At 68.7% G+C, this 13,835-nt stretch carries 13 protein-coding genes; 7 read left to right on the top strand and 6 right to left on the bottom strand.

Annotated elements, in window-relative coordinates; all coding sequences use genetic code 11:
* Positions 1–930 precede the first annotated feature (930 nt).
* On the bottom strand, positions 931–1,200 hold the full coding sequence (gene rpsO / locus K8O92_18400) for a 30S ribosomal protein S15 (protein ID UAK29954.1): 270 nt from the start codon (positions 1,198–1,200) through the stop codon (positions 931–933).
* A gap of 257 nt (positions 1,201–1,457) precedes the next feature.
* On the opposite strand from rpsO, the gene K8O92_18395 reads away from it, so the two are divergent.
* Positions 1,458–2,276 carry an alpha/beta hydrolase gene (locus K8O92_18395; GenBank protein ID UAK29953.1) on the top strand — a complete coding sequence of 273 codons (819 nt, stop codon included), beginning with the start codon at positions 1,458–1,460 and terminating at the stop codon, positions 2,274–2,276.
* A gap of 3 nt (positions 2,277–2,279) precedes the next feature.
* Here the strand turns inward: K8O92_18395 and K8O92_18390 are convergent, their stop codons facing one another.
* Positions 2,280–3,251, bottom strand: coding sequence for a bifunctional riboflavin kinase/FAD synthetase (locus K8O92_18390; GenBank protein ID UAK29952.1), 972 nt, complete (start codon positions 3,249–3,251; stop codon positions 2,280–2,282).
* 475 nt (positions 3,252–3,726) lie between these two features.
* On the opposite strand from K8O92_18390, the gene K8O92_18385 reads away from it, so the two are divergent.
* The 4 genes from K8O92_18385 (at position 3,727) to K8O92_18370 (ending at position 6,681) form a co-directional block, all read left to right on the top strand.
* Entirely contained in the window at positions 3,727–4,179 is a 453-nt protein-coding gene (locus tag K8O92_18385) for a cupin domain-containing protein (protein UAK29951.1), read from the top strand.
* Between the two features lie 10 nt (positions 4,180–4,189).
* The gene (locus K8O92_18380; protein ID UAK35786.1) at positions 4,190–5,383 is read left to right on the top strand and encodes a PLP-dependent aminotransferase family protein; all 1,194 of its coding nucleotides are present in this window, start codon (positions 4,190–4,192) and stop codon (positions 5,381–5,383) included.
* On the top strand, positions 5,380–5,799 hold the full coding sequence (locus tag K8O92_18375) for a hypothetical protein (protein ID UAK29950.1): 420 nt from the start codon (positions 5,380–5,382) through the stop codon (positions 5,797–5,799). The genes K8O92_18380 and K8O92_18375 overlap by 4 nt, the downstream gene beginning before the upstream one ends.
* A 177-nt stretch (positions 5,800–5,976) precedes the next feature.
* Positions 5,977–6,681 (top strand): metal-dependent transcriptional regulator, encoded by a 705-nt coding sequence (locus tag K8O92_18370; GenBank protein ID UAK35785.1) that lies wholly within the window; start codon positions 5,977–5,979, stop codon positions 6,679–6,681.
* A gap of 157 nt (positions 6,682–6,838) precedes the next feature.
* On the opposite strand, the gene K8O92_18365 is transcribed toward K8O92_18370, so the two are convergent.
* Together K8O92_18365 and K8O92_18360 are read right to left on the bottom strand one after the other, a co-directional pair.
* Complete coding sequence (locus K8O92_18365; protein UAK29949.1) at positions 6,839–7,972, bottom strand: tartrate dehydrogenase; 1,134 nt, start codon at positions 7,970–7,972, stop codon at positions 6,839–6,841.
* The gene (locus tag K8O92_18360) at positions 7,932–9,404 is read right to left on the bottom strand and encodes an NAD-dependent succinate-semialdehyde dehydrogenase (GenBank protein UAK29948.1); all 1,473 of its coding nucleotides are present in this window, start codon (positions 9,402–9,404) and stop codon (positions 7,932–7,934) included. The genes K8O92_18365 and K8O92_18360 overlap by 41 nt, the downstream gene beginning before the upstream one ends.
* Positions 9,405–9,546: 142 nt before the next feature.
* Here K8O92_18360 and K8O92_18355 point away from each other — a divergent pair, with 142 nt between their 5' ends.
* Both K8O92_18355 and K8O92_18350 read left to right on the top strand, forming a co-directional pair.
* Positions 9,547–10,788, top strand: coding sequence for an aminotransferase class III-fold pyridoxal phosphate-dependent enzyme (locus K8O92_18355; GenBank protein UAK29947.1), 1,242 nt, complete (start codon positions 9,547–9,549; stop codon positions 10,786–10,788).
* A 61-nt stretch (positions 10,789–10,849) separates the two neighbouring features.
* The gene (locus K8O92_18350) at positions 10,850–11,344 is read left to right on the top strand and encodes a DUF3830 family protein (GenBank protein ID UAK29946.1); all 495 of its coding nucleotides are present in this window, start codon (positions 10,850–10,852) and stop codon (positions 11,342–11,344) included.
* Positions 11,345–11,389: 45 nt separating this feature from the next.
* On the opposite strand, the gene K8O92_18345 is transcribed toward K8O92_18350, so the two are convergent.
* Both K8O92_18345 and K8O92_18340 read right to left on the bottom strand, forming a co-directional pair.
* Positions 11,390–12,790, bottom strand: coding sequence for an amidase (locus K8O92_18345; protein ID UAK29945.1), 1,401 nt, complete (start codon positions 12,788–12,790; stop codon positions 11,390–11,392).
* A gap of 12 nt (positions 12,791–12,802) precedes the next feature.
* On the bottom strand, positions 12,803–13,768 hold the full coding sequence (locus tag K8O92_18340) for a D-2-hydroxyacid dehydrogenase (protein UAK29944.1): 966 nt from the start codon (positions 13,766–13,768) through the stop codon (positions 12,803–12,805).
* Positions 13,769–13,835: the final 67 nt, after the last annotated feature.

Raw genomic sequence — 13,835 nt, 5'->3', positions numbered from 1 at the left:
GCCGTACCGGGTACGGACGCGCGGCAACCCTCGTGGCTGCGACGCGCACACCCGGCCGTCTCCCCTTGGAAACGGCGACGCGGAGGCGGTCATCGATCGAAGCCCGACGGCGCCAACTCGCTGCCGATAGGCCACTACCGAAGACCGACGCCACGCGGGCGGGTGCATACGGCTGTGCAATGTTGTCGTGCGACGGGGCCGATCCACCCCTCTACACAAATAGCCAACGGAGCGATTGTACGTCTCCCCCTCGGCTGAACCAGCGACCGCCTCGGACATCACGTGTCGGGAGTCACACTTACCACTCAGGCCCCGCCACAGCCGAACGCTCTCCGAACCCCGGCCGCGCCCCCACAGGCAGCGGACGAAGTGGGCCCTACGTGAATCGACGAAGAAACGAGGCCCGAATGCCACAGATTCGGGCACCGTCGGCCCGATAGAACCACGCAATGAGCCCGGCGATCGGGTAGCGGCCGGCACCTGGTGCCGCGCCAGCCGTCCCCGAACCCCGGACTCAGCCGAGAACTCTCCGGGTGCGACACGCAAGACCAGGAAATCGCGCGAAGCTCGAAACCCGGGCACCACATGAACGGCACCGATGATCTGCCGCGCCGAAGCCTGGAACTGCAGCCTGGAACTGCAGCCTGGAACTGCAGTCTCGAACTGCGCGAGCAGTTGCCCGACACGCACCGGCCAGGGCTGATCGAAATCGCCGCACGTCAGCACTGCGCGATATCGGCGCGCAAGCTATCCCACAATCAGAACCACACCGGCCCCACCCGTTGTCCGAGCGAAGCAAACCGAGCATGGTGCCTTCGCGGCCCGGCTCCCGTCCGAGTGCCGCCGCATAGACGACGAAGTCGCCGACGGCGGTCGCTCGGACGTCAGCCACAGGGGGCCACTAGCACCCAGCGCCGCGGCGCCGGCGAATCAGCGCCTGAGCCCCAGCCGCTCGATGAGCGAACGGTAGCGGTTGATGTCGTTGTCCTGCAGGTACTTCGACAGCCGCTTACGACGACCGATCAGCGCCATCAGACCGTGGCGGGTGTGGTGATCGTGCTTGTGCTTCTTCAGGTGCTCGGTGATGTCGGCGATACGCTTGGACAGCAGCGCGATCTGCGCCTCCGGCGAACCGGTGTCCTTCTCGTGCAGGCCGTACTCGGCGAGGATCGCCGACTTCTGCTCGGTGGTCAGCGCCATGGGGCATCCACTCCTGTTTCTCAGTTCCGCGCTCGAATGTCCGGTTACCCGGGGCGGGCGCCACCGCGGACCGCAGCAAACCCGAGGGACCACCCTACCGGACCGGATCCTTCCCCTGAAATCGCGGACCGGCAGGCGTGGCCGACGGCTCCGCTCGCGCGTCGCACGGAAGCGTGGGCATTACCTGCCGGGTAATCGACTCACCGCACTTCGGCTGCGAATCTTCCTCTCGTACCGCCGAATACGAGGAGACGACGATGCCCTACCTGGAGACGACCGACGGCACCCGCCTGGCCTACGAGGACTACGGAACCGGAGCACCGATCGTGTTCTTGGCCGGGTGGGCGCTCAACACGGAGATGTGGGAGTACCAAGTCCCGTTCTTCGCCGAGCGGAGTCACCGCTGCGTGCTGCTGGACCGGCGCGGGCACGGCCGCTCCGACCGGCCGTCCACGGGGTACGACTTGGACACTCGCGCCGACGACGTGGCCGAACTGATCGAACGGCTGGATCTGCGCGACCTGACCCTGGTCGCCCACTCCGCGGGCGGCGCGGAAGTGGCCCGTTACCTGGCCAGGCACGGCACCGCACGGGTCGCGCGCATCGCGCTGCTGGCCACCACGCTGCCGTTCCTGCGCCGGACCGAGGACAATCCCGAAGGGCTTCCGGACGAGATGAGCCTGGCCTCGATCGCGCAGTGGCGCACCGATCGGCCCAAGTGGTTCGCCGATCGCGCACAGGGATACTTCGCCACCCACCTCGGCAACGATGTCTCCCCCGCGCTGATCGAACACGAGATGCGCCGCTGCCTGTCCACCGCTGCGTGGGCAACCATCGCGGTCTGGGAGTCGACCTTCGTGTCGGACCATCGCGAGACGCTGCGGAATCTGCCGATTCCCGCCCTGGTCGTGCACGGGGAGCCGGATCAGTCCATTCCGATCGACGCCAGCAGCAGGCGCATCGCGAAACTCGTGCCGGACTGCGTCTACAAGGAGTACCCGACCGCGGGGCACGGGCTGTACATCACCCATGCCGACCAGCTCAACCGGGACCTGCTCGACTTCATGACGTCCTGACGATCACCGGGCGTCGACGGCGGTGAGGATCTTTCGCGTGGTCTCCACGTCGCGGCCCATGCACTCGACGAGCTCGTCCACCGACTCGAACTTGCGTTGGCCGCGGAGGTGCTCGACGAAGTCGACCGCGACGTGCTGACCGTAGAGATCGGCTTCGCCGTCGAGCACGTACGCCTCGACGGTGCGGGCGCGTCCGGAGAAGGTCGGGTTGGTGCCCACCGAGACGGCGGCCATGGCCCGCTCGCCCGGGGTGACCGTGCCTATGGTCGGGCCGGGGCCGAGCACGGTGAACCACCCGGCGTACACGCCGTCCGCCGGAATCGCGGCGTGCATGGGCGGCGCGACGTTCGCGGTCGGGAAACCGAGTTGCTTGCCGCGGCCGTCACCGTGCACGACGACGCCCTCGACCCGGTGCGGGCGGCCCAGCGCCTCGGCAGCGGCCGCCATGTCCCCCGCGTCCACGCACGCGCGGATGTAGGTCGAGGAGAAGGTCACGGCGTGTTCGCCGAGCAGCGTCACACCGTCGACCTCGAAGCCGAAGCGCTTGCCGAGTTCGCGCATGGTCTCCACCGTGCCCGCGGCCTTCTTGCCGAAGGTGAAGTTGTCGCCGACGACCACTTCGACCACGTGCAACCGCTCCACCAGCAGATCGTGCACATAACGGGCGGGTGCCAGCTTCATGAATTCGTGGGTGAAGGGCATGACGCAGAAGACGTCCACGCCCAGTTCCTCGGCCAGTTCGGCACGACGGGTCAGTGTGGTCAGCTGCGCGGGGTGCGAGCCGGGGCGGACCACTTCCATCGGGTGCGGGTCGAAGGTCATCAGCACCGCAGGCACGCCGCGCGCGGCGGCGGATTTCACGGCTCTGCTGATCAGCTGCGCGTGGCCGCGGTGCACACCGTCGAACACACCGATCGTGAGAACACAGCGCCCCCAGTCCGCGGGCACTTCGTCGAGACTTCGCCATCTCTGCACAGTGCGCAGCCTACGCAAAGCAGGTAGCGAACAGTATTCGGGCGTGCTGATCTCACACAACGGTTGCGGCGCCGTGAGCCGACGACCGGGTTCGAGCCGCCCCCAGCCATGCGAGTGCCGGTAGGTCCTACGTCACCGGTACGGATACGACGCGGATGCCGGCCTGCTCGAGCCGACCGGAGAGGCGGAGCGGGATCGAGCCCCAGCCGCACGCCGCCGGTGGCGGTGGCGGTGGCGCCCACCTCGGCATAGCTGGGAGATGGCCCGGACTGCCGTGATCTTGCGTGCCACCGTGCCGTGACGTCGGGTTCACCGACATCTCCGGGAAAACTTCGCCCGCTGGAAACGAATCGAACGTATTCGCGAAAGAGCCCATTCATCCCCGGTTTTCTGCGGGCTCACAAGCTCGTCTCGCCATCAGGGGGAATGGTCTAGCGTCCAATTCGTCGGCGACAGTAGTGCCCCCGGAGTAGCCATGAAAAGTGCAGTCAAGCACGTGCGTGTGATCAACCCGTCCGATGCGGCCGAAACAATGGGGCGGCAACGACAACGCCTCATCCCCTGCGTCACCACCGAAACCTGTGGCGCTACCGGCATCTCGGCGGGCATGGTCAACATGACCCCCGGTGCCATGTCCAAAGCGCATTATCACGCGCACAGCGAGATCGTCGTCGTCTGCCTGCGCGGGCAGGCGGTCACCCTGATCGGCCCGGAGCTGATCCCGTATTTCCACGGTCCGGGCGAGTTCATCTACATCCCGGACGGAGTCGTGCACGTGGCGGTGAACCTCGACGAGACCGAGGACCTGGTCGCGGTGGAAATGCGGACCGATCCCCTGTTCAACGACGACGTGGTACTGACCCCGGAATACGACGCCCGGGTCCCCGAAGTCGTTGCCCGCTTGCGGCGCGGCCCGGTCGGTTCCTGACGTGACACGCCTGCAGCGCAGCCGCCGCGCGGCCGAGGTGAGCAGCGGACCCATCGATGACATCTTCGCGACGCTGGCACGACGCCCCGAGGTCGTCTCGTTCGCCGTCGGAGCACCCGACCCCGCCCTGCTCCCGGGCGAGCTCGTCGCGACGCTCTCGCAGAGCGTCATCGAAAGATACGGCAGCGCGGTCCTGCAGTACGGCATGACCCAAGGATTCGCCCCGCTGCTGGTCGAAGCGCGAAACCTGCTGCGCAACCGCGATATTCGATGCACGCCCGAGCGCTTGCATATCTCGACCGGCGGATCCGGCGCTCTGCACAACCTGTGTTTGGCGGTGCTCGACCCGCATGACGTGGTGCTCGTCGAAACACCGACCTATGGCCCGGCCGTCAAAGAATTCCGTAGCCACGCAGCGACCGTCGTCGCGGTGCCGTCCGACGAATCCGGCATCGTGCCGGAAGCGCTCGAGGAGGCTTTGGCCCGATACGGCGCGGCATTCGTCTACCTGCTGCCCACGTTCCAGAATCCGACCGGGCGGACGATGCCCGCCGGGCGGCGTGAACGAATAGCGGAGATCGCCGTCCGCCACGGCACGCTGATTGTCGAGGACGACGTCTATACAGACCTGCGCTATCGCGGCGTCGCACCGCCCGCGCTGTGGTCTTTCGCGCCGGACAACTCGGTCTACATCACGTCACTGTCGAAAACTCTCGCTCCGGCGATTCGTGTCGGAATCACCGTCATGCCCGAGGATCTGCTGAAAACAGTGCTCGCGTTGAAGCAGGGCATCGATATGCAAACGTCGACGTACTGCCAGGCGATTGCCGCCGAATTCCTCGGCAGTTCGGCCGGTGCGGCGCACCTCGCCCACGTCGTCGAGGCCTACTCGGCCAAGTTGGACGCCTTGACCGCTGCGGTCGGGGGGCACCTCCCGGCCGGGTTCCGGTGGACCACACCCGAAGGCGGGATGTTCCTGTGGGTCGAGGGACCGGCGGGTTTCGATGCCGACGCGGCGCTGCCGGAAGCGCTGCGACGGGGGGTCGCGTTCCTGCCCGGAAGCGCCTTCTACGCCGACGACGTCACCGGCCACCGCAACACGATGCGGCTGAGCTTCGCGAACGTGCCCCGCGACGACATCGACCGTGGCATCGCGCTGCTGGGAGCCGTCTGCGGAGCCCCGGCCTCGACAGGCACAGCATGAACGATCGGCATCCGGTGCTGGGCACGTGGGAGGTGGTCGCCGAGGGCGCTCCGTTCGGTTACCACGTGATGCAGTTCCACCCGGGTGGCACGATGCTGCAGTCGAACCCCGATCACGGCAATCGCGCCACCAGCGACAGCAACGGCATGGGTAGTTGGCGAGCCGACGGCTCCCGGGTCACTGGCGCGTTCCTGGAGTTCACCGTGGATCGAGCTGACCCCTCCGTAGTGCGCAAGGGAATCGTCGCCTTCGAACTCGAGGTGACCGGGGACCGATTCTCCGGACTCGCCACGGCGACGTTCTACGAACTGTCCGGTGCGCCGATCGGCGCGCCGGCCACGGCACGGCTGGCCGGTGCGCGATTCGACCGCGTGGCCGCGTTCCACAGTGCGCTGGAGGTTCCGGGAACCGTGTGACCCACCCGCCGCGGACGACACGCTCGAGCGGCCGTCGTCGCGCCCCACCGGGAGTGAACGGAGAATCGCGTTCCGTTCGCGATCGGGCGACGACGGGGCCGACGATGTGTGCATCGGCACGCCAGTGCCTAAGCTCGGGGTGTGCCAGGTAAACGAGATCTCGCCACTCGACGCGAGTTGGCCGACGCCCCGGCGCCGGGCGGTACCGCGACGATCGCGCCTGTGCTCTCGTCGGTCGCCCAGGACTACCTGAAGGTCATCTGGACCGCGCAGGAGTGGTCGCAGGAGAAAGTGACCACCAAGTTGCTCGCCGAGCGGATCGGGGTGTCGGCCTCCACCGTGTCCGAAGCGGTCCGCAAACTCGCCGATCAGGGACTGGTCGAACACGCCCGCTACGGCGCGATCGCCCTCACCCTCGCGGGGCGTCGCGCCGCCGTAGCGATGGTGCGTAGGCACCGGCTCATCGAGACGTTCCTGGTGAACGAGCTCGGTTACGGCTGGGACGAGGTGCACGACGAGGCCGAGGTGCTCGAGCACGCGGTCTCCGAGCTGCTGATGGCCCGGATCGACGCCAAACTCGGCTACCCCGACCGCGATCCGCACGGAGATCCGATCCCGTCGGTGGACGGCGCGGTCCCCACTCCGCCCGCGCGCCAGCTCAGCGATTTCCAGGCGGGCGAATCCGGCCGGGTCGCGCGCATCTCCGACGCCGATCCCGACATGCTGCGTTACTTCGACTCCGTCGGCATCGCGCTGGACACCGTCATCACGGTCGTCGAACGCCGCGACTTCGCGGGCACCATCGCCATCCGGATCGGCGCCACCGAGTCGCCGACCGACCTCGGGCGCCCCGCCGCCGAGGCCATCTGGCTCACCGCCTGACGCGGTCTGCGCTGTCACCGCCTCCCACGGCGGTGTCGGCTCCCACCGCCGCGCGTGATCACCTGATTGCCCCGTTACGTCCGGGTAGAGCTGCACACCGACTGTCGCAGCTGCGCCTGCTCGGGCGGAACGCTCCCCGACCGCCTCCGCGACCCGGTCAGCCGAGTTCGGCCGGCGCGGCGCGGCGGGTCAGTTCGGCCGCACGGGTGGCAATGGCGTCACCGAGTTCGGCGGTGGTTGCGGTGCCGCCGAGGTCCGGGGTGCGGATCTCTCCGGTGGCGAGCACGTCGCAGACCGCTCGATCCACCGCGACGGCCGCGGCGGACTCGCCGAGATGATCGAGCAGCATGGCACCCGCGAGGATCTGCGCGACCGGGTTCGCGATGCCCTGCCCGGCGATGTCGGGGGCACTGCCGTGCACCGCTTCGAACATCGAAGGGCCGGTGCGCTCGGGATTGATGTTGCCCGATGGCGCGAGACCGAGTCCTCCCGTCACGGCGGCGGCGAGGTCGGAGAGGATGTCGCCGAACAGATTCGAGCCCACGATCACGTCGAGCCGGTCCGGGTGCAGCACGAGTTCGGCGGCCAGCGCGTCGACGTGCATCTGCCGCGTCGTCACCTCCGGGTACTCGGACGCGACGCGATCGAAGACGCTGTCCCAGTACGGCATCGAGTGGATGAGTCCGTTCGACTTGGTCGCCGAGCACAGCCGACCGGATCGTTCGGCGGCCCGCTCGAACCCGTAGCGGATGATCCGCTCGCACCCGGTACGGGTGAACACCGACTCCTGGAGCACGAATTCGTCGGGGCGGCCTTCGTTGTGGATGCCGCCGATCCGGGAGTACTCGCCCTCGGAGTTCTCCCGCACGATGAGGATGTCCAAGTCGTCGGCGGTCCGGCCGCGCAGCGCCGACTCGGTGCCGGGCAGCAGGCGCACCGGGCGCAGGTTGACGTACTGATCGAAAGCGCGGCGCAGCGGGATCAGCAGCCCCCACAGCGAGACATGGTCGGGCACACCGGGAAAGCCGACGGCGCCGAGGAGGATCGCGTCGAAGTCCGCGAGCCGGTGCGCGCCGTCGTGCGGCATCATGGCCCCGGTGCGCAGGTAGTTCTCGCAGGACCAGTCGAATTCGGTCCATTCCAGGCCGGGCAGCACGGCGTCGAGCACGCGCACCGCCGCCGCGGTGACGTCCACGCCGATCCCGTCACCCGGGATGGTGGCGATGCGGTACTCGCTCACTGGCACTCCTTCACAGTCGCACTCCGATGTACTTGGTCTCCAGGAATTCATCGATCCCGGTCGATCCGCCCTCGCGCCCGAGCCCGGATTCCTTGACGCCGCCGAACGGCGCGGCCGGGTTCGACACCACGCCCTGGTTGAGTCCCACCATGCCGGTTTCCAGTGCTTCACACACCCGCAATCCGCGCCGGAGGTTCTCGGTGAACACGTAGCTCACCAGTCCGTAGGGGGTGTCGTTGGCCCGGCCCACCGCCTCGTCCTCGGTGTCGAAGACGCCGATCGCGGCGACCGGCCCGAAGATCTCGGTATGGCACATTTCGGCGTCGTCGGGGACGTCGACCAGGACGGTGGCGGGATAGAAGGTGCCCGGTCCGTCGAGCTCGGTGCCGCCGGTGAGCACCGTGGCGCCGCGGGCGCGGGCGTCGTCCACCAACCGCTGCACCTTGGCGACGGCTTCGGCGTCGATCAGCGGGCCGACCACGACGTCCGGCTCGGTGCCCCGGCCCATCGGCAGGGCCGCCATCCGATCGGCGAGCCTGCGTGCGAAGACCTCGGCGACACCGCGCTGGACGAGGATGCGGTTGGCGGCGGTGCACGCCTGGCCGATGTTGCGCATCTTCGCCGCCAAGGCGCCTTCGACCGCCTCGTCCAGGTCGGCGTCGTCGAACACCAGCAGCGGCGCGTTGCCGCCGAGTTCCATGGAGGTGCGCATCACCGTCTGCGCACACTGCGCGAGCAACTGCTTGCCGACCGCGGTCGAACCCGTGAACGAAAGCTTGCGCGAGCGGCTGTCGAGGATCAGCGGCGTCATCACGGCGGCGGGATCGGCCGTCGTGACCACGTTGACCACCCCGGCGGGCAGCCCGGCCTCCGCCAGCACCTCGGCGAGCGCGAGCATCGAAAGCGGCGTCTGCTCGGCGGGTTTCACCACGCAGGTGCAGCCCGCGGCCAAGGCAGGCGCGATCTTGCGCGCTCCCATGGCCATGGGAAAGTTCCACGGCGTGATGAGCAAACTCGGACCGACCGGCTGCCGGGCGAGCAGAAATCGCGAACCGCCGGTCGGCGCGGGCATGTACCCGCCGTCCAGGCGCACGGCTTCCTCGGCGAACCAGCGGAAGAACTCCGCGGCGTAAGCGATCTCGCCGCGCGCCTCGGCCAGCGGCTTGCCCATCTCCAACGTGGCGATCAGCCCGAGCCGGTCGGTCTGGGCCAGCAAAGCGCGATGCACACGCATCAGCAGATCGCTGCGCTCGCGCGGCGGCGTGGCCGCCCAGGCCGGTTGCGCCGCGCATGCCGCGTCGAGCGCCGCCAAGCCGTCCGCCGGGTCCGCGTCGGCCACCGCGCACAGCGGCTCACCCGTCGCCGGATCGAGCACCGGCAGCGTCCGGGCGGTCGAACGCCACCGCCCCTGGATGAACAGGCCTCGCGGCACCGTGTCGATCGCGGCTCGTTCGGCGGCGCTGAGCGCGCTTTCGGTGAGCATCGTCGGTGGCTCCTTCCGTCGCCGCGCAGCGTTCGGCCATTGCTGCGACCCGTGCCGCCATGTTATGCATATTGTAGACAATCCGACAATAGACAATCATTTGTCCGGCAAGTGGTTGCACCGCTGCGGGAGGCGAATCACCATGACCGAGCTCTCTCCCATCCTGAAACAAGCCACTCCGGTAACGGTCGACCATGGCGCGGGGTGTTATCTCTACGGCACCGACGGCCGCCGATACCTCGACTTCACCGCGGGTATCGGGGTGACCAGCACAGGCCACTGCCACCCGCACGTGGTCGCGGCCGCGCAGGCGCAGGTCGCCTCGCTGATTCACGGCCAGTACACGACCGTGCTGCACCGGCCGCTGCTCGAGCTGACCGAACGGCTCGGCGCGGTACTTCCGGACGGATTGGACGCGCTGTTCTTCGCCAACTCCGGCAGCGAGGCGATCGAGGCCGCGCTGCGGCTGGCGCGCCAGGCCACCGGACGGCCGAACGTCGTCGTCTTCCACGGCGGCTTCCACGGCCGCACCGTGGCCGCCGCGACCATGACGACCTCAGGGACCCGTTTCTCGGCCGGGTTCAGCCCGCTCATGTCGGGCGTGCACGTCGCGCCGTTCCCCACCGCGTACCGCTACGGCTGGAGCGAGCAGGAGGCCACGACCTTCGCGCTGCGCGAACTCGACTACCTGTTCGCCACTCTCACCTCGCCCGCCGAGACCGCGGCGTTCATCGTGGAGCCGGTGCTCGGCGAAGGGGGTTACATCCCGGGCAACACCGAGTTCTTCCGCGGGCTGCGCGAACGGGCGGACCGGCACGGCATCCTGCTGGTGTTCGACGAGATCCAGACCGGCTTCGGGCGCACCGGGAAGTTCTTCGGGCATCAGCACTTCGACGTGCGGCCCGATGTGATCACCATCGCCAAGGGCCTGGCCAGCGGTTTCCCGCTGTCGGGCATCGCGGCCTCGCGCGAGCTGATGTCGCGTGCGTGGCCGGGCTCGCAGGGCGGCACCTACGGCGGCAACGCGGTGGCGTGCGCGGCGGCGATCGCCACGCTCGACGTCATCGAATCCGAAGGGCTGGTGGACAACGCGGCCGCACGGGGCGCACAGCTGTTGCGCGGCCTGCGCGACAGCGCCACCAAGGCGATCGGTGACGTACGCGGCCTCGGACTGCTCGCGGGCGCCGAATTCACCACGGCCACAGGCGAACCCGACCCGGTCACCGCCGCGGCCGCCCAGCGCGCCGCGGTGGACAAGGGACTGCTGCTGCTGACCTGCGGCGCGCACATGAACGTGGTGCGGATGATTCCGCCGCTGATCGTGACCGATACTCAGGTCGAGGACGCTCTGGCGATCTGGTCCGAGGTGCTCGCCGAGTTGTAGCGCCGCGACCGTCGCCGCCCCCGTGCCCGCCCGGCGGGCACCGATCAGGAAGCAGAACCGTATGGCCCGCTACATCACCATCACGCTCACCAAAGCCGCGGTGACCTGCCGCGCCCGTCTGCTGGACGAGGAGGCGCCGCGCACCTGCGCGGCGGTATGGAACGCGCTGCCGCAAGAAGGCGACGCCTTCCACGCCAAGTACGCACGCAACGAGGTGTACACCCTGCTCCCACGAATCGGCGCGGCACCGCATCGGGAGAATCCGACCGTCACGCCGATCCCCGGCGACGTCTGCCTGTTCGATTTCGAGCCGTGGGAGATCGGCAATCCGGCTTACGGTTACGAGCCCGGCTCCGCGGCCGAGCACGAGCGCGGCGCCACCGATCTCGCGCTGTTCTACGGCCGCAACAATTTGCTGATCAACGGCGACCTCGGGTGGGTGCCGGGCAATGTCTTCGCCACGATCGAAGAGGGGCTCGCCGAGATGGCCGCGGCGTGCAACGCGCTGTGGTTGCACGGCGTGCAGGGTGAGACACTCGCGTTCGCCCGTGCCTGAATGCCCCGTACGGTGGCCCCGCGGTATCCGCGGGGCCACCGGCGTTCAGGAAGCCAGCACGAACTCGGCGTAGCGGGCCACCGCGAGCACCAGATCGTCGGAGTGGCGCGGACCCACGATCTGCAGCCCGACCGGTAGGCCGGCGCGAGTGACCCCCGCCGGGATGCTGATCGCGGGCTGCTGGGTGAGGTTGAACGGGTAGGTGAACGGGGTCCACTCCGGCCAGCTGTGCAGGCCGCTGCCCGGTGGCACATCGTGTCCCGCTTCGAACGCGGGGATCGGCACCGTCGGGGTGATCAGGACGTCGTAATCGGTGTGGAAAGTCCCCATCTTGATGCCGATCCGAGCCGCCACGTCGCGCGCGGCGAGATAGTCGACCGCGGTGACGGTTTCACCGCGCTCCCATACCGCCAGCAGCCCGGGATCGACCCGGTCGCGCGTGCCTTCCGGGAAGCCGGAAAGCATGGTGGCCGCACCGGCCGCCCAGAGCAGTTCGAAGGCTTCGCGGGGATCCTCGAATCCCGGATCCGCGGCGCCGACCCGGAGTTCGGCTTCGGCCAGCCGAGCCACCGCGGCGTCCACGATCGCGGCGACTTCGGAGTCGACGGCGGCGTAGCCTAGCGTCGGCGAGTACGCCACGCGCAATCCGCGCACGTCGCGCTGCATTTCGGCGCGGAATACAGTGAGCGTGGGGGCCAGTGCGGTCGGGTCGCGCGGATCCGGGAGCGACAGGATGTCCAGCAGCAGCGCCGCGTCCTCGACGGTGCGGGTCATCGGCCCCGCGTGCGCCAGTGGACCGAACGGGCTGGCCGGGAACAGCGGAATCCGTCCGTAGGTGGGCTTGAACCCGACGATGCCGCAGAAGGCGGCCGGAATGCGCACACTGCCGCCGCCGTCCGTGCCCACCGAGACCGGGCCCATGCCCGCCGCGACGGCGGCGGCGCTCCCGCCGGAGGACCCGCCCGCGGTGGTGGACGGGTCGGCCGGATTCCGGGTGACGCCGGCCAGCGGACTGTCGGTGACCGCTTTCCACGCGATCTCCGGGGTGGTGGTCTTGCCGAGGAACACCATGCCGTCCTCGCGCAGCCGCGCCGCTACCGGGCTGTCCACCGGCCACGGCCCGGCCGGGTCGATCGAGGTCGACCCCCGGCGGGTGGGCCAGCCCTCGGTCAGGAAGACGTCCTTGATCGAGACCGGCACGCCGTCGAGCAGGCCGCGGGCGTGGCCGGACTGCCACCGCGCCTCGGAATCCTTCGCCTGCACCAGAGCGCGATCGGGATCCACGAGACAGAAGGCGTTGAGCGCGCCGTCGCGGTCGGCGATCGCGCGCAGGATCGCCTCGGTCGCCTCGACGGGCGACAGACTGCCCGCCGCGTAGGCCGAGACCAGCTCGACCGCCGTCATAGCGGTCGGGTCGGTGGGTTGGTTCTTGTCGGGGTAGCTCATGGATGGGCTCCTTCAGCCGGGCACGTACCCCAGCCTTTTGTCGACCACGTTGTCCAGCGGACGTCCGGCGATCCAGTTGTCGAAGTTCTCGGTGAACGCGTTGACGATCTCGGTGCGCCATCCGATGAAGTCACCAGAGTTGTGCGGGGTGATCCGGACATTCGGCAGTTCCCACAGCGGGTGATCGGCGGGGAGCGGCTCGGGGTCCACCACATCGAGCGCCGCGGCGGCGATCGATCCGGTGCGCAGCGCGGCGACGAGGTCGTCGGTCACAACGAGTTCCCCACGGCCGACGTTGACAAACCTGGCGTGCGGTTTCATCGCGGCGAACGCGGCGGCGTCGAACATGTTCCTGGTCTGCTCGGTGAGCGGTGCGATTGCGACGACGTAATCGGCGCAGGCCAGTCCGGCGTGCAGGTCGGTGGTGACATCGCCGAAATCGGGATCAGACGCGCGTTCCCGTCTGCCCACCGCGCGCACCGTCATCCCGACCGCGCGCAGCAACCGGGCGATATGGCGTCCGATCGAGCCGGTGCCGACGATCAGCGCGGTCGCCCCCGCGACACGCTCGGATTCCCGATGACGCCACTCGTGCCGCTGCTGCAGCAGCAGCGAGCCGGACAGGTCCTTGGCGAAACCGAGAATCTGTCCGAGCACGTATTCGGCGATCGCGGCGTCGAAGACGCCCCGGGTATTGGTCACCACCACGTCACTCGCGCGCAGCTCGGGGAACATCGCCGGGTCGACGCCCGTCGATCCCATGTGCGCCCACCGCAATCGGTCGGCGGCGTGCCACGCGCCGGGCAGCGCTCGCGTGCGAAAGTCGTAGACGAACAGGATCTCCGCTCCGCGCAGGGCGCCTGCCAACCCGGACGCCTCGGTGTAACGAATGGTGGCGCGATCGGCTACCCGGTCCATTCCTTCGGCGTCGGGCACACTGTCACTGTGCAGGACGGCGACAATCGGGCCCTGTTCCACATTGACACACTAAGATGGCATCGTATGATTGTCAACAATCCGATCGTGTTCGGAGGTCGTCCCGGCT

This window comes from Nocardia asteroides, from assembly GCA_019930625.1.
Lineage (GTDB): Bacteria > Actinomycetota > Actinomycetes > Mycobacteriales > Mycobacteriaceae > Nocardia > Nocardia sputi.
Note: the sequence above shows the minus strand (reverse complement) of the source record. Positions and strands in the feature narration are given on the sequence as shown.

Bases quoted from the DNA above. Each gene is read 5' to 3' on its own strand.
- rpsO (UAK29954.1), bottom strand. From the start codon at position 1,200: ATGGCGCTGACCACCGAGCAGAAGTCGGCGATCCTCGCCGAGTACGGC.
- K8O92_18395 (UAK29953.1), top strand. From the start codon at position 1,458: ATGCCCTACCTGGAGACGACCGACGGCACCCGCCTGGCCTACGAGGAC.
- K8O92_18385 (UAK29951.1), top strand. From the start codon at position 3,727: ATGAAAAGTGCAGTCAAGCACGTGCGTGTGATCAACCCGTCCGATGCG.
- K8O92_18375 (UAK29950.1), top strand. From the start codon at position 5,380: ATGAACGATCGGCATCCGGTGCTGGGCACGTGGGAGGTGGTCGCCGAG.
- K8O92_18365 (UAK29949.1), bottom strand. From the start codon at position 7,972: ATGAATTCCTGGAGACCAAGTACATCGGAGTGCGACTGTGAAGGAGTG.
- K8O92_18360 (UAK29948.1), bottom strand. From the start codon at position 9,404: ATGCTCACCGAAAGCGCGCTCAGCGCCGCCGAACGAGCCGCGATCGAC.
- K8O92_18355 (UAK29947.1), top strand. From the start codon at position 9,547: ATGACCGAGCTCTCTCCCATCCTGAAACAAGCCACTCCGGTAACGGTC.
- K8O92_18350 (UAK29946.1), top strand. From the start codon at position 10,850: ATGGCCCGCTACATCACCATCACGCTCACCAAAGCCGCGGTGACCTGC.
- K8O92_18345 (UAK29945.1), bottom strand. From the start codon at position 12,790: ATGAGCTACCCCGACAAGAACCAACCCACCGACCCGACCGCTATGACG.